At 63.2% G+C, this 20,255-nt stretch carries 22 protein-coding genes; 14 read left to right on the forward strand and 8 right to left on the reverse strand.

Annotated features, from left to right (window positions below; all coding sequences use genetic code 11):
* The first annotated feature begins 63 nt into the window (after positions 1-63).
* From E8L99_RS10495 to E8L99_RS10510, 4 genes are all read left to right on the forward strand, one after another.
* Positions 64-453: a hypothetical protein gene (locus E8L99_RS10495; protein WP_315862583.1), complete on the forward strand. Its 390-nt coding sequence runs from the start codon at positions 64-66 to the stop codon at positions 451-453.
* 198 nt (positions 454-651) lie between these two features.
* The gene (locus tag E8L99_RS10500) at positions 652-1,542 is read left to right on the forward strand and encodes a protein-methionine-sulfoxide reductase heme-binding subunit MsrQ (RefSeq protein ID WP_137099482.1); all 891 of its coding nucleotides are present in this window, start codon (positions 652-654) and stop codon (positions 1,540-1,542) included.
* A gap of 24 nt (positions 1,543-1,566) precedes the next feature.
* Positions 1,567-1,974 carry a peptide-methionine (R)-S-oxide reductase MsrB gene (gene msrB, locus E8L99_RS10505; protein ID WP_137099483.1) on the forward strand — a complete coding sequence of 136 codons (408 nt, stop codon included), beginning with the start codon at positions 1,567-1,569 and terminating at the stop codon, positions 1,972-1,974.
* Positions 1,975-2,055: 81 nt separating this feature from the next.
* The gene (locus tag E8L99_RS10510) at positions 2,056-2,613 is read left to right on the forward strand and encodes a hypothetical protein (RefSeq protein WP_137099484.1); all 558 of its coding nucleotides are present in this window, start codon (positions 2,056-2,058) and stop codon (positions 2,611-2,613) included.
* Between the two features lie 6 nt (positions 2,614-2,619).
* On the opposite strand, the gene E8L99_RS10515 is transcribed toward E8L99_RS10510, so the two are convergent.
* From E8L99_RS10515 to E8L99_RS10530, 4 genes are all read right to left on the reverse strand, one after another.
* Positions 2,620-3,720 carry an ABC transporter ATP-binding protein gene (locus E8L99_RS10515; RefSeq protein WP_137099485.1) on the reverse strand — a complete coding sequence of 367 codons (1,101 nt, stop codon included), beginning with the start codon at positions 3,718-3,720 and terminating at the stop codon, positions 2,620-2,622.
* Positions 3,721-3,731: 11 nt separating this feature from the next.
* A complete protein-coding gene (locus E8L99_RS10520; protein WP_137099486.1) occupies positions 3,732-4,643 on the reverse strand; it encodes a carbohydrate ABC transporter permease in 912 nt (303 codons plus the stop codon).
* Positions 4,643-5,551 (reverse strand): carbohydrate ABC transporter permease, encoded by a 909-nt coding sequence (locus E8L99_RS10525; RefSeq protein ID WP_137102071.1) that lies wholly within the window; start codon positions 5,549-5,551, stop codon positions 4,643-4,645. The genes E8L99_RS10520 and E8L99_RS10525 overlap by 1 nt, the downstream gene beginning before the upstream one ends.
* A 192-nt stretch (positions 5,552-5,743) precedes the next feature.
* Positions 5,744-7,081, reverse strand: coding sequence for an ABC transporter substrate-binding protein (locus E8L99_RS10530; protein ID WP_137099487.1), 1,338 nt, complete (start codon positions 7,079-7,081; stop codon positions 5,744-5,746).
* Between the two features lie 594 nt (positions 7,082-7,675).
* On the opposite strand from E8L99_RS10530, the gene E8L99_RS10535 reads away from it, so the two are divergent.
* The 10 genes from E8L99_RS10535 to E8L99_RS10580 all read left to right on the forward strand — a co-directional run bounded on the left by E8L99_RS10535 (position 7,676) and on the right by E8L99_RS10580 (position 17,944).
* Positions 7,676-9,463 (forward strand): FAD-dependent oxidoreductase, encoded by a 1,788-nt coding sequence (locus E8L99_RS10535; RefSeq protein WP_137099488.1) that lies wholly within the window; start codon positions 7,676-7,678, stop codon positions 9,461-9,463.
* On the forward strand, positions 9,445-11,280 hold the full coding sequence (locus tag E8L99_RS10540; RefSeq protein WP_137099489.1) for a 2-oxoacid:acceptor oxidoreductase subunit alpha: 1,836 nt from the start codon (positions 9,445-9,447) through the stop codon (positions 11,278-11,280). The genes E8L99_RS10535 and E8L99_RS10540 overlap by 19 nt, the downstream gene beginning before the upstream one ends.
* Entirely contained in the window at positions 11,277-12,332 is a 1,056-nt protein-coding gene (locus E8L99_RS10545; protein WP_137099490.1) for a 2-oxoacid:ferredoxin oxidoreductase subunit beta, read from the forward strand. Before E8L99_RS10540 ends, E8L99_RS10545 begins: the two co-directional genes overlap by 4 nt.
* Before the next feature lies 1 nt (position 12,333).
* On the forward strand, positions 12,334-12,801 hold the full coding sequence (locus E8L99_RS10550; RefSeq protein WP_137099491.1) for a nuclear transport factor 2 family protein: 468 nt from the start codon (positions 12,334-12,336) through the stop codon (positions 12,799-12,801).
* Positions 12,802-12,923: 122 nt separating this feature from the next.
* Positions 12,924-13,403, forward strand: coding sequence for a DUF2938 domain-containing protein (locus E8L99_RS10555; RefSeq protein WP_137099492.1), 480 nt, complete (start codon positions 12,924-12,926; stop codon positions 13,401-13,403).
* A 105-nt stretch (positions 13,404-13,508) separates the two neighbouring features.
* The gene (locus tag E8L99_RS10560; protein WP_137099493.1) at positions 13,509-14,153 is read left to right on the forward strand and encodes a DUF47 domain-containing protein; all 645 of its coding nucleotides are present in this window, start codon (positions 13,509-13,511) and stop codon (positions 14,151-14,153) included.
* 15 nt (positions 14,154-14,168) lie between these two features.
* On the forward strand, positions 14,169-15,170 hold the full coding sequence (locus E8L99_RS10565) for an inorganic phosphate transporter (protein ID WP_137099494.1): 1,002 nt from the start codon (positions 14,169-14,171) through the stop codon (positions 15,168-15,170).
* A gap of 2 nt (positions 15,171-15,172) precedes the next feature.
* The gene (locus E8L99_RS10570) at positions 15,173-15,646 is read left to right on the forward strand and encodes an NUDIX hydrolase (protein WP_168201638.1); all 474 of its coding nucleotides are present in this window, start codon (positions 15,173-15,175) and stop codon (positions 15,644-15,646) included.
* 95 nt (positions 15,647-15,741) lie between these two features.
* Positions 15,742-16,560, forward strand: a complete 819-nt coding sequence (locus E8L99_RS10575; RefSeq protein ID WP_137099495.1) for an SDR family oxidoreductase — start codon at positions 15,742-15,744, stop codon at positions 16,558-16,560.
* A 130-nt stretch (positions 16,561-16,690) separates the two neighbouring features.
* Positions 16,691-17,944 carry an aminotransferase class I/II-fold pyridoxal phosphate-dependent enzyme gene (locus tag E8L99_RS10580; RefSeq protein ID WP_137099496.1) on the forward strand — a complete coding sequence of 418 codons (1,254 nt, stop codon included), beginning with the start codon at positions 16,691-16,693 and terminating at the stop codon, positions 17,942-17,944.
* Positions 17,945-17,950: 6 nt separating this feature from the next.
* Here the strand turns inward: E8L99_RS10580 and E8L99_RS10585 are convergent, their stop codons facing one another.
* Genes E8L99_RS10585 through E8L99_RS10600 form a run of 4 tightly spaced genes read right to left on the reverse strand, consistent with a single transcriptional unit; the run spans position 17,951 to position 20,223 of the window.
* Positions 17,951-18,358, reverse strand: a complete 408-nt coding sequence (locus tag E8L99_RS10585) for a MaoC family dehydratase (RefSeq protein WP_137099497.1) — start codon at positions 18,356-18,358, stop codon at positions 17,951-17,953.
* The gene (locus tag E8L99_RS10590; RefSeq protein WP_137099498.1) at positions 18,355-18,732 is read right to left on the reverse strand and encodes a hypothetical protein; all 378 of its coding nucleotides are present in this window, start codon (positions 18,730-18,732) and stop codon (positions 18,355-18,357) included. The genes E8L99_RS10585 and E8L99_RS10590 overlap by 4 nt, the downstream gene beginning before the upstream one ends.
* The gene (locus E8L99_RS10595) at positions 18,729-19,943 is read right to left on the reverse strand and encodes a beta-ketoacyl-[acyl-carrier-protein] synthase family protein (RefSeq protein WP_137099499.1); all 1,215 of its coding nucleotides are present in this window, start codon (positions 19,941-19,943) and stop codon (positions 18,729-18,731) included. Before E8L99_RS10595 ends, E8L99_RS10590 begins: the two co-directional genes overlap by 4 nt.
* A gap of 1 nt (position 19,944) precedes the next feature.
* The gene (locus tag E8L99_RS10600) at positions 19,945-20,223 is read right to left on the reverse strand and encodes an acyl carrier protein (RefSeq protein WP_137099500.1); all 279 of its coding nucleotides are present in this window, start codon (positions 20,221-20,223) and stop codon (positions 19,945-19,947) included.
* Positions 20,224-20,255: the final 32 nt, after the last annotated feature.

Consider the following 20,255-nt stretch of genomic DNA (forward strand, 5'->3'; position numbering starts at 1 on the left):
GACAAGTCGCTTTCGTCCGAGCGTGCCTCGGGCTCAGGCGGGACGCCGCCATCACCGACGGAGATGAAGGACAAGGTCGAAAGCCTGATCGATGATCAGGTGTCGTCTGGAGCCCTGACCGAAGATCAGGCCAGCGAGTTGAAGGATCTGTTCCAGTCGACCTTTGCCCAAGGGGCTCAGGGTGGCGGCGGAGCGGGTGGGCCTGGAGGTGCCGGCGGCCCGCCGCCCGGTCCGCCCCCCGGCCCTCCGCCGGATGAATCGTCGGATTCGGCCTCGACCGATTCGACATCATCCTCGTCTTCTTCGTCGAGCGACCTCCAGTCGCTACTCGCCGACTTCCTGAAGCAGATCCAGGACAAGCTGGGTTCCTCGAGTTCGAGCTATAGCGGCAGCGGCTCTTCGTCGTCATCCTCCTCGACGACTGTTGCACTGTTCTACAACCAGACCGCATGATCGCGTCCGGTCGTGCTGGCCGGTCCCGATTCATCACTGAAACGACACTTGGCGGCGTCCGCATGTGCTGTGCGGGCGCCGCCTGCGTTTATGGCGCCTCGTGGTCTGGCTTCACCGGAATGTGAGCACCCGCCGGTAACGCCTTGTCCGGCGAGCCCGTATGGCCTTTCATCACCATACCGAAGGAGATGACTGCGCATGGCGCCTTGGCAGGATCGGTCCGGCAAGTTTTCGACGCTGAAGCTCGTGGCCTTTGTCGGCATTCTGGCCCCTGGAACTTGGCTTGCCATGCAGGCCGGTTTCGGCTGGCTTGGCTCCAAGCCCGTCACGGAGGCGATTCATCAGTCAGGCGACTGGGCGGTTCGGCTGCTGTTGGTGTCGCTGCTTGTTACGCCCCTGCGCTATGTTGCCGATTGGCCGAAGCTCATCCTGGTGCGCCGCATGGTCGGTGTTGCGGCGTTGGCTTACACGGTGCTGCATCTGGCGCTTTATGTCGTCGAGCAGCGCTACGACCTCGGCAAGGTCGTCAGCGAGATCGTCCTGCGGTTCTACCTGACCATCGGGTTTGTTGCTCTGGTGGGGCTTGCCGTCCTTGGCGCCACATCCACCGACGCGATGATCAAGCGCCTGGGGGGCATCACGTGGAACAGGCTCCACATGATGGTCTATGGTCTCACCGTTCTGGCCTTGCTGCACTTCTTCCTGCAGACCAAGATCGACGTCACTGAGCCCGTGCTGATGATCGGCTTCTTCCTGTGGCTGATGGGCTTCCGGGCCCTGAGGCGCTACTCCGTTCCGATCAACCCGTGGTCCCTGACAGGGCTGGCACTGGCGGCCCCTGTCGCAACGGCGCTGCTTGAAGGCCTCTGGTACGCCACGATGACAGGCGTCAGTGCCGTCAGGATCCTGCAGGCCAACCTGAGCATCGAATACGAATTCCGGCCGTCCTGGTGGGTGCTCTTTGCGGCACTCGCTCTGGTCGTAGTCAATATCCTGAGGACCGTGCTGCGCCGGCCGGAACCAAGACGCGGCCGGGGTGCGCGCATGGCATCACCGGCAAACATTCCCATATCAGGCCGAGCAGCGTAATTCTCGCAATCCTGGAGGTCCCCCATGAGCCTTGCCGAAAAGACCTATCCCGTCACCCGGACCGATGCCGAATGGCGCAGCCTCCTGACGCCCGAGCAGTACCAGGTCATGCGCGCGCATGGCACCGAGCGTCCCGGCAGCTGCGCACTCCTTCATGAGAAGCGCCGCGGCACCTTCTCCTGCGTCGGATGCGGGCAGGACCTGTTCGTCTCCCACAAGAAGTTCGAAAGTGGGACGGGCTGGCCAAGCTTCGACACGCCGGTGGCAGGGTCGGTCGAGGAGACCGTCGACCGTTCGTGGGGCATGGTGCGTACCGAGGTCCATTGCGCCAGTTGTGGCTCGCATCTCGGCCACGTCTTCCCGGATGGCCCGCCTCCGACCGGCCTTCGCTATTGCATCAACGGTGTGGCGCTGGCGTTCAAGCCGGAATAGCCGCGCAGCCTTGATCCGAATCATCTGCCCCGCCGATGGTGCGCGAATGCGGCATCGGCGGCAGAAGGATTGGCCGGCATCATGAGCGACGTGACACCCGCAGACGAATCCCAGCGCGCCAAGGCGCTGGTTGATGTCGGCCGCATCATGGCGGCTGGCTCATTGACCATCGGCTCGATCATGCTGACCGTCTTCGGCTTCGTCGAGCGGTCGATCGGCTTCGAACGTCTGGCTTCCGACAAGAGGCTGGCCATTGTGGCGCTGTTGCCCGGCGTTGCGGCCTTCGCCTTCCTCGTCTGCGCCCGGTCCATCGGTTCCATCTACGACACTCTTGTGCCAGCGCGGCCCTATTCCGTCATCCGTCGTGCGGGTTTGCGTGCGATGGATCTCGCCGGCGCCTATGGCCTGTTCGCGGCCATCATTTCAGCCCTCGTGGCGGTCTCGACTGGCCTGGCGGTCGCGCTCTATCTGCCTGATATCGGCCGCGACGCCATGCTTGCCGCGTCAGCGGCTGCCATTGCGTCGTTCTTCATCGCGCTGCTCGGCATGCTGACCCGAGGCACACGGTTCCGGCTGATCTGCGACGCCAGCATGGTGGCTGTGATCGTCGTCGTGATGATGCTCGACTGGGTGAGTTGAGCCGCGTCAGATCACAGCTCCGGTAGCTCCATCGATCAGGTGCATGTGGTTCAGATGGGCGGCCAGTGTCATCGGCGCTCCGTCGCGGGCGCCCGCCTCCGGGCTTGTGCGGCCGCAGAGCTGGGCGCCGTTGAGCGTGAAATAGACCAACGTCTCGTTGCCCATAGGCTCGATCACATCCAGCTGGATATCGAACGGCACCACGTCAGGCTCGGGGCTCTTCGGTGGCTCTGTCAGATGCTCCGGACGGAGGCCGAGCGCCAACCCGCTGGCGCCGACATGGGCCTTGTAGCGATCCGTCCTGCTTGCGGGCACCGGCAGCAGGATATTGTCGGTCAGCCTGAGCGCCAGCCCGCCGCCTGCCTGTTCGAGGCCAACGGGGATGAAATTCATCGCCGGCGATCCGATGAAGCCCGCCACGAAGCGGGTCTTCGGATGGTGATAGAGCTCGTTCGGCGGGCCGATCTGTTCGATCCTGCCATGGTTCATCACCACGACGCGGTCGGCGAGCGTCATCGCCTCCACCTGGTCATGTGTCACATAGACTGTGGTGGTGCGGACCTTCAGGTGCACCTTCTTGATCTCGGTCCGCATCTGCACGCGCAGCTTGGCATCGAGGTTCGACAGCGGCTCGTCGAACAGGAAGACCTTGGGATTGCGCACGATCGCGCGGCCCATGGCCACGCGCTGCCGCTGGCCGCCTGAGAGCGCCTTCGGCTTGCGGGCAAGCAGTTCCGTGATGTCGAGAATACGGGCAGCCTCGTCGACTCGCGCCTTGATCTCCGCCTTCGGGTAATGCTTCAGCCGAAGGCCGAACGACATGTTCTCAGCGACCGTCATGTGCGGATAGAGCGCGTAGTTTTGGAACACCATGGCGATGTCCCGATCCTTCGGCGGGACGTCGTTGACGACATCGCCGTCGATGGAAATCTCGCCGCCTGAAATGTCCTCCAGCCCGGCGATCATGCGCAGCGTCGTGGATTTGCCGCAGCCCGATGGCCCGACCAGCACCACGAATTCATGGTCGGCAATATCGAGATTGATGCCCCGGACAGCCTCGACATCGTCGTAGCGCTTGACGATGTTCCGCAATGTTACGCCTGCCATGTGCCCCTCGCTCAGCCTTTGGTCGCGCCGGCGGTGAGGCCTGCGATGTAGTAGTCCATGAGGAATGCGTAGATGACGAGGGGCGGCAGGGCGCCAAGCAGCGCACCGGTCATGATCTGCCCCCAGTTGAAGACATCGCCCTTGATCAGTGTCGTGATGATGCCGACCGGTAGAACCAGCTGGTCGACCGATGTGGTGAACGCGAGTGGATAGAGGAACTGCGCCCAACTGACCGTGAAGGCGAAGATCGTCGCCGCGATGATGCCGGGTAGCGCCACGGGAACGAAGATCCAGATCAGCGTCTGAAACCAGCTGGCGCCATCGATGATCGCCGCTTCGTCCAGTTCCTTCGGGATGGAGGCGAAATAGCCGATCATGATCCAGGTGCAGAACGGCACCGTGAGCGTCGGATAGACCACCAGCAGCACCCACCAGCGGTTCAGCAGCTGAATGCCCGTATACTCGTGGAAGGTCGCGAACATCTTGAACATCGGGATGAACAGGAGCGTGTCCGGTACCAGGTAGGTGAGGAACACACCCGTGGCGAGCGTCGCCGAGCCCCAGAAGCGCATCCGCGCCAGCGCGAAGGCGGCCGGGATCGAGATCAGCATGGTGATGGTGACAACGAAGGTCGAGACGATCACCGAGTTCTTGAAGAAGGTGAGATATTGCGGCGATGTGATCAGCCCGGAATAGTTGGACAAGGTCGGATTGAAGACCCACCAGGGATTAGTCGCTGCCGAGATCTCCGCGCTGGTTTTCAGCGAGGTGATGAACATGTAGAGCGGCGGCAGCAGCGAGAAGGCCGCGAAGATCACCAGAAAGAAGTAGGACCACCGCAGCGCCCAGGTGCGATCGCGGCTCATGCTGCCATATTGGGTCTTGCGGCGGGGTGCGCCCTTGTCGATTGCGGCTGCGGTCATCAGGCCTCGTTCCCCCGTTTGGTGATGTCGCGCAGGATGAAGATGGCAGCCACCGCCAGGATCGGCACCATGAACAGCGAGACCGATGCGCCGAGCGGAATGTCGGACCCCTCGATGCCGATGCGGAAGGCCCAGGTGGCGAAGAGGTGGGTCTGGTCCAGTGGCCCGCCGGCGGTCAGCACGCGCACAATGTCGAAATTGGCGAAGGTGACAATCAGCGAGAACAGCGCGGTGATCGCGATGATGTTGCGCATCATCGGCAGCGTGATGAACCAGATCCGCTGCCACCAATTGGCGCCGTCGATCTCGGCAGCTTCATAGAGCTGGTCCGGCACCGATTTCAGCGCCGCCAGGTACATGATCATGAAGAACGGCGCGCCGACCCAGACATTGACCAGAATGACCGAGAAGCGGGCCCAGTTGGCATCGCCGGTCCAGGGGATCGGTCCAATATTGAAAGCCGACAGCGTATAGTTGAAGGCGCTGTAAGAGGAATCGAACAGCCAGAGCCAGGCGAGCGTCGACATGGCCGGCGGGATGACCCAGGGGATCAGCAGCATGCCGCGCCATTTGCGCTGGCCCTTGGCGGGAATGTTGTGGACGAAATGGGCGACGATGAAGCCGATCAGGGCCTTGAAGATCACCGCCGTGATCGCGAACAGGCAGGACTGGTAGACAACCTTCCAGAACGTCTCGCGGGTGAACAGGAACTGGATGTTGCCGAACGGCACATAGCCGCAAATGGCCTCCGGCAGCCATGAGCAGTTGCGCATCCAGGCCACGCTCGCCATCGATTTGCGCAGCGTTGCCAAATAGATGGCATAGAATGCCGGGTAGACGACCAGGACCAGGATCAAGATGATCAGCGGCAATGCCATCAGGAAGGCGATGGTCGACTTCCGGTTCATGAACCGACTGAAGGCGCCAGGCCGGCCGCGTGATCGCGCGCGATCGGCGGCCTTGTCGGGAGGGGTCGTCAGCACCGCATCGGCCATGAGTCTGTCTCTGTCATGTGGCGATAAGGAGGCCTCAGGCGCGTCGGGCGCAGGGCCTTGCACGGGGCGGTTTGGCGCGCCCCGTGCGATATCGTCCGGACGGGGCTAGCCGCGCAGGAAGCCCTCGACCTCGCTCTCCACCCAGGACAGTGTCCGCTCCATCGGCTCGCCCTGGAGATGGCGCACGATCATCTTGGTCAGCGTCGCCTGGGAATAGATCTGCTGGGCGATCTTGGGCGGAGCCGGAGAGGCCGCGATCGAGAGGGTCTGGTGGTTGTGCGGGTTCGGATAGTGGTAGAGCGTGCCGACCGGCGGCCCTTCCTCTGCCCAGGTCTTGAGAGTGGTCAGCTTCTCGAAGGCCGGGATATCGTAGCCGCCTGATGCCGCCACGAACTTGGCCACCGCGGCCGGCTGGGACAGCGCCACCAACAGGCTCTTGGCCGCCGGCTTGTTCTGCGAGAACGACCAGATATTCCAGAAATAGGGCAGGAACGGCGCGAATCGACCCTTCGGACCTGCGGGCATGCCGTGGGTCCAGCACTGCTGGGCGATCTGCGGTGCGTCGCGCTTGGCAACGGCCCAGGCGCTCGGCGGGTTCATGATCAAGGCGCCGCGGCCGGACACCAGCCAGCGGTTGTTGGAGCCATCGTCCCACGCCGGCGCGTCGGCCGGATAGAACTTGGCGACCTTGACCAGGTATTCCAGCGCCTGGCGCACGGCGTCGGTCTTGACCGTGAGTTCGCCCTTGGCATTGACCAGCTCGGCACCGAAGGACTGGAAGAAGGCCCCGGCCGTGTCGACCGAGTCGGTTGTCTCCCCAAGCCCCACGCCGAACGGGACACCAGCCTTGTGACAGGCCTCTGCCGCTTTCAGATAGGTCTCCATGTTCCACGAATCGGCCTTGGGCGCGGCGCCTGCCGGGTAGAGGGCCTGGATGTCGATGCCGGCATGCTGCTTCAAAAGGTCGATGCGCGTGCAGGGCCCCTTGATCTGCGAGCCGATCGTGGCGGGCACGCCCAGCCATTTGTCGCCGAGCTTGCCGAGATATTGCACGGTGCCGTTGACTGCACCGTTCTGGGCAATCAGTTGCGGCATGATGTCGTTGCAGGATTCCACCTGATCCGCATGGGCATGGGGCCACCAGGTCGGCATGGCGAGAATGTCGTGGCCGGATTTGGCCTGCGCTTCGGCAGCGATCGTCAGCAGGTTTTTGTTACCCTGAGACGGGATGTAGTCGATCGTGACCTCGACCCGCTCTTTGGCAGCCCATTCCTGCACCACGGATGTGCAGGCGGCGTTGGCGCCGGGGACCCAATGGTCCCAGAAGCCGATGGACAATTTGCCGGCGGCATTGGCGTCGCGGACGAACGGTGCGGCGAGCGTTGTCGCCATGGCTGTCGAGGCTGCAAGGAACTGACGGCGATCAAATGTCGGTCTGCGCATGGCGTGTCCTCCCGCGGGTTCGACGCGGAAGGCTCCGCGCCAGTGATCGTCCGTCCCTCTTGCTCTTGTGAAGTCTTCACAGGCGAGAGCTCTGTCGGCAGCTCCCGCGGGTGAGACCCGGATCGGACGGACAACAGTAAACGATAAAAATCCCGATCCTCCTAGATACGGATACTCCCGGTAGTCAGCGATGTTATTTCGCAGGTGCAATATTCGCGGTCGTTTGTTTGATACAGATCGTGTTGCGCCGCACTCTTCAGTCGCCATTCCCTATGGGAATGATGTATCGCGAAATGCTGCTTGCGCTCGTTGCCCACCCGCCGCGTCGATCCGCATGATGTCGCAGCGCGGCATCAAATTGCTGCAGGCGCTGCGCACCATGCTGTGCGCGGCCACCGCTTTTCAGGCTGCGCAAAGCGCGATCACGGACATCGACAGATTGCCGAAATTCTGTTCAGACTGCTTCCAAACTAGAAACCGGAAACACCGGTCGCAGACTCGCCGGCTAGGAATCCGCAGCGCATAGGCGTCCGCGACCAAGGCGCCAGTGACAGGATCTCGAGACCGGCGACTCATTGCCTTGGGAGGTACTGCGTGAAGCCGACGGATATCGCCGATCCGGACTATTTCCATAAGGTAGTCGACTGCCAGTGGGCTTGCCCCGCGCACACGCCGGTCCCGGAATATATCCGGCGCATCTCGGCAGGCGACTATACCGGAGCTTACCTGATCAACTGGAAGTCCAATGTCTTCCCGGGGATTCTCGGGCGGACCTGCGATCGCCCGTGCGAACCGGCCTGCCGGCGCGGGCGCGTCGAAGAGGAGCCGGTTGCCATCTGCCGCCTGAAGCGCGTCGCGGCTGACAACAAGAGCGACATTGCGGCCTTCATACCCAAGCCGGAGACACGCAACGGCAAGCGCATCGCCTGCATCGGCGCCGGTCCCGCCTCCTTGACGGTTGCGCGCGATCTCAGCCCCCTCGGCTACGAGGTCGTGGTGTTCGATGGAGACGCCAAGGCCGGTGGCTTCATGCGCTCGCAGATCCCGAAATTCCGCCTGCCGGATAGCGTGATCGACGAGGAGGTCGGCTATGTCATGGCCACCGGCGTCGAGTTCCGCGCCGGCCAGCGCATCGACAGCATGAAGACGATGCTGGCCGACGGCTTCGACGCCATTTTCGTCGGCACGGGGGCACCGCGCGGCCGCGACCTCGACCTGCCGGGTCGCCAGGAGGCTGCGGCCAACATCCATGTCGGCATCGACTGGCTGTCCTCCGTGTCGTTCGGCCACATCACCGAGATCGGCAAACGCGTCATCGTGCTTGGCGGCGGCAACACCGCCATGGATTGCTGCCGGTCGTCGCGCCGCCTTGGCGGCACCGACGTCAAGGTCGTGGTCCGATCCGGCTTCGACGAGATGAAGGCCTCGCCCTGGGAGAAGGAGGATGCCATCCACGAGGGCATCCCGATCCTCAATTTCATGGTGCCGAAGAGCTTCACCCACGACGGTGGCCGCCTCACCGGCATGATGTTCGAGAAAGTCGTGGCCGAGTTCGATGCCAAGGGCCGGCGCAATCTGGTGCCGACCGGCGAGCCGGAAGTCCACATTCCTTGCGACGACGTGCTGATCGCCGTCGGCCAGGAGAATGCTTTCCCCTGGATCGAGGCTGATGCCGGCATCGCCTTCGACCGCTGGAACATGCCGGTCGTCGATCCCAAGACCTTCCAGTCGAGCCTGCCGAAGGTCTTCTTCGGCGGCGATGCCGCCTTCGGTCCGAAGAACATCATCACGGCCGTCGCCCATGGCCATGATGCGGCAATCTCCATCGACGCCTTCTGCCGCGGCGCCGATGTCGCTGACCGGCCACCGCCGATGGTGACGCTGATCAGCCAGAAGATGGGCATCCACGAATGGTCTTACGACAACGATGTGGCGCTTGATCCGCGCTATCGGGTGCCGACGCTCGACAACGCCGTCGCGCTGACCTCCATCCGCACGGAGGTGGAGCTTGGCTTTGATCCCAAGCTCGGCTTTGCCGAGGCGCAGCGCTGCCTGAACTGTGATGTGCAGACAGTGTTCGAGCCGAAGCTCTGCATCGAGTGCGATGCCTGCGTCGATATCTGCCCGATGGACTGCATCACCTTCACCGCCGACGGCGAGGAAGAGGATCTGCGCGGCCGCCTCAATGCGCCCGCGCCCCATCCGGATCAGGCGATCTACATTGCTGATGGGCTCAAGACCGGGCGCATCATGGCCAAGGACGAGGATGTCTGCCTGCATTGCGGCCTGTGTGCCGAACGGTGCCCCACGGGTGCCTGGGACATGCAGAAATCCTTGATAGAGATGACACACGCGGGGCATGCATGCCGATCGAGAGCGTAAATGATTTCGTCGTCCGGTTCGCCAATGTGAATGGCTCCGGCTCCGCGAGCGCCAATCTCCTCTTTGCCCGCTCGATCATCCGGATGGGCGTGCCGATCGCGTCGCGCAACATCTTCCCCTCCAACATCCAGGGCCTTCCGACCTGGTACGAGGTGCGGGTCACGGAGGCGGGTCATCTGGGCGCCCGTGGCGGCACCGACATGATGGTGGCGATGAACCCGCAGACCTGGGACAAGGACATCGCCTCGATCGAGCCGGGCGGCTACCTGTTCTACGATTCGTCGAAGCCCATGCCGCCCTCGAAGTTCCGGCCCGATATCACGGTCATCGGCATGCCGCTGACCGACGTGGTCAACCGGACCTATACGGATCCGCGCCAGCGGCAATTGTTCAAGAACATCATCTATGTCGGCGCGCTGGCAGCGCTTTTCGACATTGAGATCGGGGTGGTCGAGACGCTGATCGGCGAGCAGTTCAAGGGTAAGGACAAGCTGATCGCGCCGAACCTCAAGGCGCTGCATATCGGTTTCGACTATGCGCACGAGCATTTCGCCTGCCCGCTCGGCCTGCGGGTGCGCCGCGCCGACAAGATTGGCGACCGCATCTTCGTGGAGGGCAATGCGGCCGCCGGCCTCGGCGCTGTCTATGGCGGCGCGACCGTTTGCGCCTGGTACCCCATCACGCCGTCAACCTCGCTTGCCGAGGCCTTCGAGCGCTATTGCGGCCAGTTGCGCGTGGATCGCGAGACGGGCGAGAAGCGCTTCGCCATTGTCCAGGCCGAGGACGAACTGGCCTCCATCGGCATGGTCATTGGCGCCGGCTGGAACGGCGCGCGCGCCTTCACCGCGACGTCGGGCCCCGGCATCTCGCTGATGCAGGAATTCCTCGGCCTCGCCTATTTCGCCGAAATCCCCTCCGTCCTGTTCGATGTGCAGCGTGGCGGTCCCTCGACCGGCATGCCGACCCGCACGCAGCAATCCGACATCCTGCTCTGTGCCTACGCCTCCCACGGCGACACCAAGCATGTGCTGCTGTTTCCCCGCGATCCGAACGAGGCCTTCCAGTTCGGCGCCGAGGCCTTTGACCTCGCCGATCGGCTGCAGACGCCGATCTTCGTCATGCTCGATCTCGACATCGGCATGAACCAGCACCTCTGTCCGCCCTTCGCCTGGGATGACAACCGCAAGCTCGACCGCGGCAAGGTCATGACAGCTGAGGAACTGGAGGCCGGCAAGGATTTCGGCCGCTACCTCGATGTCGATGGCGACGGCATCCCGTTCCGCACCTATCCGGGAACCCACCCGACCAAGGGCGCCTATTTCACCCGCGGCACGACCCGCGACCGCTATGCCCGCTATACCGAGGAAGGCGGGCCCTATGTCGACAACATGGAGCGGCTCCTGAAGAAGTTCGAGACCGCCAAGAAGCTGGTGCCCGCTCCCATTCTCCAGAAGGCCGCCAAACCGACGCGGCTCGGTGTCATCCATTTTGGCTCCACCGGGCCGTCGATGGATGAGGCCTTCGGCTTGCTGGCCGCAGCCGGCGTCCACGTCGATTGCCTGCGTGTCCGCGGCTTCCCGTTCAGCCACGAGGTCTCTGACTTCATCGCGGCCCACGAGCAGGTCTTCGTCGTGGAGCAGAACCGGGACGCTCAGTTCCGGACGCTTCTGATGGTCGAATGCGGCATCGACCCCGCCAATCTGGTGTCGATCCTCCACTATGACGGCACGCCGATCACCGCGCGGTTCATCACCAAGGCCATCACCGACAAGGCCAAGGGCCTGCGTCCCACCCAGCAGAGCGAGGTGCTCTCGTGACCTATCTCGCCAAGCCGAAGTTCAAACACCCCTCGATCGAGACGAATGACCTCGGTCTGTCTCACCGCGACTACGAAGGTGCGATCTCGACGCTCTGCGCCGGCTGCGGCCATGACTCGATCTCGTCTGCCATCATGCGGGCCTGTTTCGAGTTGAGCCTGCCGCCTCATCGGATCGCCAAGCTCTCGGGGATCGGCTGCTCGTCCAAGACACCGACCTATTTCCTCGGGCAGAGCCACGGCTTCAATTCCGTCCATGGCCGCATGCCCTCGGTTCTCACCGGGGCCAATCTTGCCAACCGCGATCTGGTCTATCTCGGCGTCTCCGGCGACGGAGATTCGGCGTCCATCGGCTTCGGCCAGTTCGCCCATTCGATCCGGCGAGCGGTCAACATGGTCTATATCGTCGAGAACAACGGGGTTTATGGCCTCACCAAGGGCCAGTTCTCGGCCACTGCCGACACCGGCTCGAAGAGCAAGAAGGGCGTCACCAACCTGGATTCGCCGATCGATCTCGCTGCCATGGCCCTGCAATTGGGGGCGACCTTCGTGGCGCGCTCGTTCTCCGGCGACAAGGATCAACTGGTTCCCCTGATCAAGGCCGCACTGGAGCACGAGGGCGCCGCCTTCATCGATGTGATCTCGCCCTGCATCGCCTTCAACAACCATGAAGGCTCCACCAAGAGCTTCGATTATGTCCGCGCCCACAACGACGCGCTGAACACGCTCGACTTCATCACGACCAAGGCTCCCATTGCCGTCGAATATCCAGAGGGCGAGACGCAGGACGTCCGTTTGCACGACGGCTCAACCATCCGCCTGCGCAAGCTCGCCTCGCACTACGACATAGCCGACCGGCATGCCGCCATGGCCTATCTACATCAGGCCGATACAAGCGGCGAGGTTGCAACCGGCCTGATCTACATGGATGAGGATGCGGCCGACATGCATTCAAGGCTCAAGACCGCGAAACGGCCGCTCAATGCCATGCCGGACGAGGCTCTCGTTCCCGGCGCGGTGGCCCTGGCGAAGATCAACGCGAGCCTGCGCTGACATGGATGTCGCCCGCGTTCTAGGCGCCTTCAGCGAGGCGGTCGCTCGCCACGATGGAAGGGGCCTCGCGGCGGTTTTCACGCCGGACGGCGTCTATCACGACACCTTCTATGGCGCGTTCAAGGGGCGGGACCAGATCGCCAGCCTGGTCGACGACTGGTTCTTCCGCACGGCGGAGGATTTTCGCTGGGACATGCATGACCCTGTCACTGACGGGCGCATCCTCTACGCGCGATACACGTTCAGTTATCGCTCTATCCTGCCTGAGGCCGAGGGCGGGCGCGCCATGTTCGAGGGCGTGGCCATCATGAGGCTCGAGGGCGACCTGATCGCGGACTATCGCGAAGTCGCCAATACCGGTCCCGCCTTCGTCGACCTGAAATTCGCCCCCGAACGGATCGCCAAGCTCCTGAAGCGGCAGGGCGACGAGTTGAAGGCGCGCGCCGAAATGGCCCACCACCTCGCCTGACCGCAGGACAGCCATCCGCGCCCTGCGGGGTTCCCCACGCCCGAATCGTCCGCCACACTCATGGCCATCGACGTTTGCGTTGCGAGCGGCCGCATCAAGACGGCTACGGGGTGGGGACTGTCATGTGGGATTTCATCTATCGGTCGCTGGTCATGGGCATCGGCGCAACCGCACTCATCGATATCTGGTCAATCGTGCTCCAGCGGGTGGCGGGCATTCCGCCGGCCAATTGGGCGATGGTCGGGCGCTGGGTCGGCCATCTCGCGCGTGGCACCTTCGCCCATGAGGATATTGGCAAGGCCGAGCCGGTTGCCAACGAACTGGCGATCGGCTGGGTCTTCCACTACGCGGTCGGCGTCGCCTTCGGGGCGGCAACCTTGATCCTGGGTGGTGCTGGCTGGGCGGCCGCTCCGACCATTCTTCCGCCGATGATCATCGGCTGGGTCACCGTGGGTGCGGGCTGGTTCATCCTGTCGCCCGGGTTGGGCGGCGGTCTCGCCGCATCGAAGCGTCCGAACCCCAACAAAATTCGCATCCTCAACGTCGTCGCGCACACGATCTTCGGATTCGGGATGTATCTCTGCGCGCTGGCCATCCGATAAAGTGGCAGCCTTTGTCTAGTCTTCTGTGACGATATCTTTACACAATGTTCTCAAAGGCATATCGAGAAATGTGACATTGATTCGACGCCTGTCTGCGAGGCTCTGATGCTCGGTTGGTTTCAGGCAATCCTGCCCAAGGAAGAGAAGTTCTACGACTTCTTCGAGGCGCACGCGGCAACGCTGGTTGCGGGCGCAACCGCGCTGCACAGCCTTCTAGCAGGCGAGGGGGACCTTGAGAGCCGAAGCGCCGAGATCTTCGCAGAGGAACACAAGGCTGATCTGATCACTGCCGAGGTCATGCTGGCGGTCAGGCGCACTTTCATCACGCCGTTCGACCGTTCCGACATCAAGGAACTGATCGCCTCGATGGATGATGCGATCGACCAGATGAAGAAGACCGTGAAGGCCATCCGTCTTTACGAGGTGCAGAGTTTCGAGCCCGCCATGGCCGAGCTTGGCGTCACGATCGTCGAGGCAGCGACCAAGCTGGCGGAACTCGTGCCGTTGTTGCGCGCCATGAGCCGGAATTCGGCCCATGTCAATGCGCTGGCGGAGGAAATCTCCAACATCGAGGAGCGATCTGACGAAGTGCACATCAAGGGCCTGAAGGAGCTGTTCCAGAGGCACCGCAGCGGCGACGTCATGGCTTTCATTGTCGGCGCTGAAATCTTCGACCACCTCGAAAAGGTCGTCGATCGTTTCGAGGACGTTGCCAACCGCGTGAGCGGCATTGTCATCGAACATCTCTAAGGGAGGCGGGGGCCCGTGACATTGGCAAGCGCCGCGCCGTTTCTACTGGCACTCATTGCCATCGCGCTACTGTTCGATTTCCTGAACGGTCTACACGACGCTGCCAATTCGATTGCCACCATCGTGTCGACGCGCGTCCTGTCGCCGTCCTATGCGGTGGCGTGGGCGGCCTTCTTCAACTTCATCGCCTTCCTGTTCTTCGGACTCCATGTCGCAGAAACCGTCGGCAAGGGGATCGTTGCGGCGGCGATCATCGACGATCGCGTCATTTTCGGCGCCCTGGTCGGGGCCATTGCCTGGAATGTCGTCACCTGGATCGCCGGCATTCCGTCATCGTCGTCTCATGCACTGATCGGCGGGCTCGTCGGCGCCGGGTTGAGCAAGGCCGGGCTCAGTGCTGTGGTCTGGGCCGGCCTGGCCAAGACGGCGGGCGCCATCGTGATGTCGCCAGCCATTGGCTTCCTGCTGGCATTGCTGCTCGTCTTCCTGGTGTCCTGGATTTGCCTGCGGATGACTCCCCTCAGGGTGGATGGCGCTTTCCGCAGCCTGCAATTCGTCTCCGCCTCGCTCTATTCGCTGGGCCACGGCGGCAATGACGCGCAGAAGACGATGGGCATCATCGCCGTCCTCTTGTTCTCGCATGGAATGCTCGGCGATACGTTCCATGTGCCCTTCTGGGTCGTGATCACATGCCAGTCGGCCATGGCGCTCGGAACGCTCTTTGGCGGCTGGCGGATCGTCCACACGATGGGCTCCAAGATCACCAGGTTGACACCGCAGCAGGGGTTTTGTGCCGAGACAGGCGGCGCCATCACCCTGTTCCTGGCGACCTATCTTGGCGTTCCCGTCTCCACCACCCACACGATCACTGGCGCGATCATCGGCGTTGGCGCGGCGCGTCGCGTCTCCGCAGTGCGCTGGGGCGTGGCGCGCGGAATTGTGGCGGCGTGGGTCATCACAATGCCGATGTCTGCCCTTATGGCTGCGGCAGCCTATTTCATCTCGGGATTGTTTTGATCATGCGTTCTGCGCCTGTCCCCCTGGCGGACGGCTCGTTCCCGAGCCTTCCCACGCCCCGGCTGCAATATGGCACGCTGGCGTTCCGGCGCGCGCCAGTGCTGGAAATCCTGCTGGTGACCTCGCGTGACACGCGGCGCTGGGTCATTCCGAAAGGCTGGCCGATCAAGGGCAAGAAGCCCCATGCGAGTGCGGTGCGCGAGGCTCTGGAAGAGGCAGGCGTTTCCGGCAAGCCGACCAAGACGCCGATTGGAACCTATAATTACATCAAGCGAATGGGCGACGGCTCCGCCCAACCCTGCATCGTCGAGGTCTATCCCCTTCTGGTGAAGCACCAGCGCGACCGTTGGCGCGAGAAGGACCAGCGCGAACTCCGCTGGTTCACGGCCACCGATGCAGCCGCTGCCGTGGCCGAGCCTGATCTCGCCGCTCTCATTCTGGCTTTCTCCGGCAGCCCGCAAGCTCCGCAGGAGTGATGCAGACTCTGACCGGCATGCGGCGGATTGTGAAGCCGATGCGCTCCCGGTGATTCCTGGGCTAAGAAGCGGATGCACGAGCCGGAGGCTTCGCCATGACCAAAGCAAGGGTTGTCCTGATCACGGGCGCGTCGTCCGGCATCGGCCGCGCGACTGCTACACTCCTCGCGGAGACAGGCCACGTCGTCTATGGCACAAGCCGAAACCCCGACCGGCACGCCAGTGCCTGGCGGATGATTGCGCTGGACGTCTGCGACGATGCCTCGGTTGCGGGCGCGGTCGCCTTGGTGCTCGCCGAGCAGGGCCGGATTGACGCGGTCGTCAACAATGCCGGCCTCGTTCTGTCCGGTGCGATCGAGGACACGTCGCTGGACGAGGCTCGTCGTGAATTCGAGACCAACGTCCTCGGCATTGTCCGCGTCGCCAAGGCGGTATTGCCCACTATGCGGGCACGCAGGTCCGGCGTGATCGTCAATGTTGGCTCGCTCGCAGGCCGGGTCGGCATGCCGTTCCAGGGGCTCTACAGTGCCAGCAAGTTCGCGGTCGAGGGGCTGACTGAGGCGCTGCGCCAGGAGGTGGCAGGCTTCGGTGTCACCGTGGCGCTGGTCGCGCCGGGCGATACAGCAACGGGCGTCGTCGCCAATCGGGTCCGGGTGGCGGATGCATCCCTTCCAACCTCTGCCTATCGCGCCGATTTCGAACGCGTGGTCGCAAGCTTCGAGCGGGACGAACAAGCTGGCTCGGCTCCCGAACAGGTGGCGCGTGTCATTGCAGCAATCGTCGAGGGACGCTCAACAGCGCCCCGTCATGTCATCGGACCTGTCGGCCAGCGTATCCTCGTCGGCATCCGCCCCTTCGTACCGACGCGTATTTTCCAATGGGGAATGGCGCGCTATTTCGGTCTCGGCACCTGACGCCCTGATCCTTGGCCGCCCGGCCGCATTTTGGCCGGCAGCTTGCTTGCATCGAGACGGACCACTATAGCGTCACTGCAGTGACATATGCCGAATGGCCAGTTATTTTTTCTAAGGCTTGTCCTCGCCCATGAACTTCCAGCAGATTCCGCAAGACGGCATACGCGCCGCTTCGACACCGCCCCCCCAGTTGTCCGGTATCCTGCGCCGCATCGCGACCCTCGGCGACATGCTTGACCGAGCAGTCGGTGAGCAGGACCATCCGCTGCGGATCCAGATCGATGAGATTCATGGACCGGTCCATGCGACGATCAGCGGCCGTAAGACCACGCTGTTTGGCACCAACAGCTATCTCGGGCTGAATTTCGACCCGCGCTGCATTGCCGCCGCCCATGAGGCACTCGACAAATGGGGCACGGGCTCGACCGCCTCTCGCGTCGCCAGCGGCAACCAGCAGGGTCATGTGGCCCTCGAGAAAACAATCGCGGATTTCTATGGCCGTCCGGACGCCATCGTCTATTCGACCGGCTTCATGGCCAATCTCGGCTCCATCGGCGGCCTCGCCAGCGATGGCGACCTGATCCTCTATGATGCCTATTGCCATGCCAGCATCATCGACGCCTGCCGCGCCAGCGGTGCCACGTTCAAGCCGTTCAAGCACAACGACACGGCCGATCTGGAACGGGCTTTGACCGAAGCGACCGTCCCGGCTTCGCGCATTCTCGTGGTTCTCGAAGGGCTCTATTCGGTCTGGGGCGATATCGGCGACGTCATCGGGCTCGCGACGGTCGCCAAGAACCATGGCGCGCTGGTTCTCGTCGATGAAGCCCACGGCATGGGCATGTATGGCGCCAATGGCCGCGGTGTCACCGAGGTTCAGGGCGCCGAGCACCTGGTCGATGCCATCGTCGGCACGTTCTCCAAGAGCGTCGGCGTGATCGGCGGCTTCTGCGTCACCTTCCACCCCGCCTTGCGCTCGCTGCGCTATCTGTCGCGAGCCTATCTCTACACCGCCTCGCTGCCGCCAGCGGTCGTCGCCTCCGCGCGCACGGCGATCGAGATCATCGGGTCAGAGCCTGACCTGCGCGCCGATCTCTGGCGCAAGGCCGAGCGGTTCTGCACAAGCGTCGAGGCCATGGGCTATGTCCTGCGCGCCACGCCGGGCCCTGTCGGAGCCATCCGGATGCGCGGCCTGATCCAGGGGCTGGAGTTCTGGCGGGATCTGCTGGCAAGCGGCATCTACGTCAACCTGCTGATCCCGCCGGCGACGCCGAACGGCGAAGTGCTGTTGCGGTTCTCGGTGTCAGCCGCCCACACGGACGCGGATATCGATCAGTTCCTGGCCATTCTGCGCGAATTTGCCCCGCGCGCCATTTCGGCCTGATCTCCGTCACATCGCGACGGCGGCTTCCGCCATCGCGATCACCTTCGCATCGGAGTTCCGCAGGATCAGCCGGAGCGTCAAGGAGCGTCCGCTCTCGAGGTCGCTGACCTGCACCACGCGCGCGCTGACGGCGAGGCTGTCGCCTGCGAGCAGCGGTGCTGCGAACCTGCACGACAGTTTGCCGATCTGTCCTTCGGGAAACCACTTGGCGAGCGCCTGATCGGCATAGGCCATCATCAGCATGCCCTGGACGACAGTGCCCGGCAGCCCGATGGCCCGCGCGGCTTCGGCATCGACATGGATCGGATTGTCGTCTCCGGATGCAAGCGCATAGGCGGCGATGTCGCTCTGCGTGATCGGCCCATACCGCTGCTCGGGCAGGGCAGTCCCGACGGGGAAGCGGTCGTCGCTCATGCCATCAACCGTAGCAGCGAGTGCAGGATCGCCACGGGCTCGCCCGATTGGTCCTCAACCGTTGCGTCGATGGTGACATGGATGTCGTCCGTGCGCCGGCCTTCGACCTGGATCGTCAAGGGAAGCCCGATGGGCAGCGACTTGATCGAGGTGATGGTTTGCAACTCATGGACGGGCAATGCGCTCGGCCGATCCGAGGCAAGGCCTGCGATCAAAGCGATGATCCGGGGATCTGTCAGCCAGCGGATCGGAAAGGTCGTCGGCAGCCGCGCGTCCTCGCCGGATTGCCCGACCGCCATGGCGAAGGCCTGGACCTGATCCGCCTGCGCGATCACCTCGATGGCGAGGTGAGCCACGCCGCCGACCTGGCTCACTGGGCGCTTCCAAACACCAGTGCGGCGTTGATGCCGCCGAAGGCGAAGGAATTGTTCAGAACGTGCCGGATCTTGCCGGGCCTTCCGACATTGGGCACGCAATCGATCGGGCAGTTCGGATCGGCCTCAAGAAAATTGATCGTCGGCGGCACGAAGCTCTCTTCCATCGCGCGGATCGAGATCACCGCTTCCATCGCGCCGGCCGCACCCAGGGTGTGGCCGTGGATCGGCTTGGTCGAACTGACCGGCACTTGGCCAAGCCTGTTCCCGAAGATCCGCCCGAGGGCCTCGCTCTCGGTCGTATCGTTCAGCACAGTCGCCGTGCCATGTGCGTTGACATAATCGATGTCGTTTGAATCGATCCCTGCATCATCGATCGCCGCCACCATGGCATTGGTGGCGCCATCGACGTCAGGACGCAGCATGTCCCGCGCATCGCTGGTGGTGCCATAGCCGAGAATGCGCGCCCGGATGCGGGCCCCGCGTGCGACCGCAAGCTCCTCCGCCTCGATGACCAGCATGGCTGCGCCTTCGCCGAGCAGCAGACCGTTGCGCCCCTTGGAGAAGGGGCGGCACAGGGTCGGCGACAGCACGCGCATCACTTCCCAGCCCTTCATGCCGCCGGGCGTGACGATGGCTTCCGTGCCGCCCACGATGACGCGGTCGGTCATGCCGGCCCGCACCATCTGGGTGGCGATGCCGAGGGCCTGCGATGACGACGCACAGGCGCTCGAAATCACGAAGCTGGTGCCGGTGCACCCATAGGTCATGCCGATATTGGAGGCGGATGCGCTGGTCATCGCCCGAGGGACGGTCAGCGGATCCGGGCGTTTGCCTTCGAGCAGCATGGTGCGGCTCGATTCCTCGATCGTCTGCAGGCTGCCGATCCCTGTCCCGACGATGACCGAGGTCCGCGGCCCAAAGGGACCTGCTTCGGCAAGGCCGGCATCTGTGACTGCCTCTTTGGCGGCGATCATCGCCATCATGGTGACGCGATCGAGAAAGGCCGTCTTCTGGTTCGGAAAGAACCGCGCCAGGTCAAAATCATGGAGTTGAGCGGCAACCTTGATGAGATTGCCGTACTCGTAGTCCAGCATGACAGTCCGTGCACCGGAAACGCCTTCAGCCGCGGCATTCCAGAGCAAATCGACGCCAATTCCGGCCGTGCTGATCGCACCAAGGCCGGTGACGACAACGGAACGCTGTGTCACGTCAGGTCTTCTTTCCGGCCAGAATCTGTTCCTTGAGGACCGCGATCAAGCCGCCGACATCCTTCACCTGCGCCAGACTTTCGTCCATCGGGATATAGACCGAGAATTTCTCCTCGATGGCCGCGAGGATCATCATGTAGTCGACGCTGGCGATATTGAGCGATTCCAGAGTCGTTTCAGGCCCGACACCCGCGAGATCGACCATGCCTTCCTGGGCGATCACGGTGATCAGGTCCTGCGTCAACTGGTCATCCCCGAAGGGCGATGCTGTCCCGCTCATTCTTCGGCCTTTTTTTGGCGTTTTCGTTACGT

Origin of the sequence: Phreatobacter aquaticus (assembly GCF_005160265.1) — a bacterium.
Lineage (GTDB): Bacteria > Pseudomonadota > Alphaproteobacteria > Rhizobiales > Phreatobacteraceae > Phreatobacter > Phreatobacter aquaticus.

Bases quoted from the DNA above. Each gene is read 5' to 3' on its own strand.
- E8L99_RS10500 (WP_137099482.1), top strand. From the start codon at position 652: ATGGCGCCTTGGCAGGATCGGTCCGGCAAGTTTTCGACGCTGAAGCTC.
- E8L99_RS10540 (WP_137099489.1), top strand. From the start codon at position 9,445: ATGCCGATCGAGAGCGTAAATGATTTCGTCGTCCGGTTCGCCAATGTG.
- E8L99_RS10495 (WP_315862583.1), top strand. From the start codon at position 64: ATGAAGGACAAGGTCGAAAGCCTGATCGATGATCAGGTGTCGTCTGGA.
- E8L99_RS10600 (WP_137099500.1), bottom strand. From the start codon at position 20,223: ATGAGCGGGACAGCATCGCCCTTCGGGGATGACCAGTTGACGCAGGAC.
- E8L99_RS10585 (WP_137099497.1), bottom strand. From the start codon at position 18,358: ATGAGCGACGACCGCTTCCCCGTCGGGACTGCCCTGCCCGAGCAGCGG.
- E8L99_RS10520 (WP_137099486.1), bottom strand. From the start codon at position 4,643: ATGACCGCAGCCGCAATCGACAAGGGCGCACCCCGCCGCAAGACCCAA.
- E8L99_RS10555 (WP_137099492.1), top strand. From the start codon at position 12,924: ATGTGGGATTTCATCTATCGGTCGCTGGTCATGGGCATCGGCGCAACC.
- E8L99_RS10550 (WP_137099491.1), top strand. From the start codon at position 12,334: ATGGATGTCGCCCGCGTTCTAGGCGCCTTCAGCGAGGCGGTCGCTCGC.
- E8L99_RS10510 (WP_137099484.1), top strand. From the start codon at position 2,056: ATGAGCGACGTGACACCCGCAGACGAATCCCAGCGCGCCAAGGCGCTG.
- E8L99_RS10530 (WP_137099487.1), bottom strand. From the start codon at position 7,081: ATGCGCAGACCGACATTTGATCGCCGTCAGTTCCTTGCAGCCTCGACA.
- E8L99_RS10570 (WP_168201638.1), top strand. From the start codon at position 15,173: ATGCGTTCTGCGCCTGTCCCCCTGGCGGACGGCTCGTTCCCGAGCCTT.
- E8L99_RS10560 (WP_137099493.1), top strand. From the start codon at position 13,509: ATGCTCGGTTGGTTTCAGGCAATCCTGCCCAAGGAAGAGAAGTTCTAC.
- E8L99_RS10580 (WP_137099496.1), top strand. From the start codon at position 16,691: ATGAACTTCCAGCAGATTCCGCAAGACGGCATACGCGCCGCTTCGACA.
- E8L99_RS10515 (WP_137099485.1), bottom strand. From the start codon at position 3,720: ATGGCAGGCGTAACATTGCGGAACATCGTCAAGCGCTACGACGATGTC.
- E8L99_RS10525 (WP_137102071.1), bottom strand. From the start codon at position 5,551: ATGAACCGGAAGTCGACCATCGCCTTCCTGATGGCATTGCCGCTGATC.
- E8L99_RS10575 (WP_137099495.1), top strand. From the start codon at position 15,742: ATGACCAAAGCAAGGGTTGTCCTGATCACGGGCGCGTCGTCCGGCATC.
- msrB (WP_137099483.1), top strand. From the start codon at position 1,567: ATGAGCCTTGCCGAAAAGACCTATCCCGTCACCCGGACCGATGCCGAA.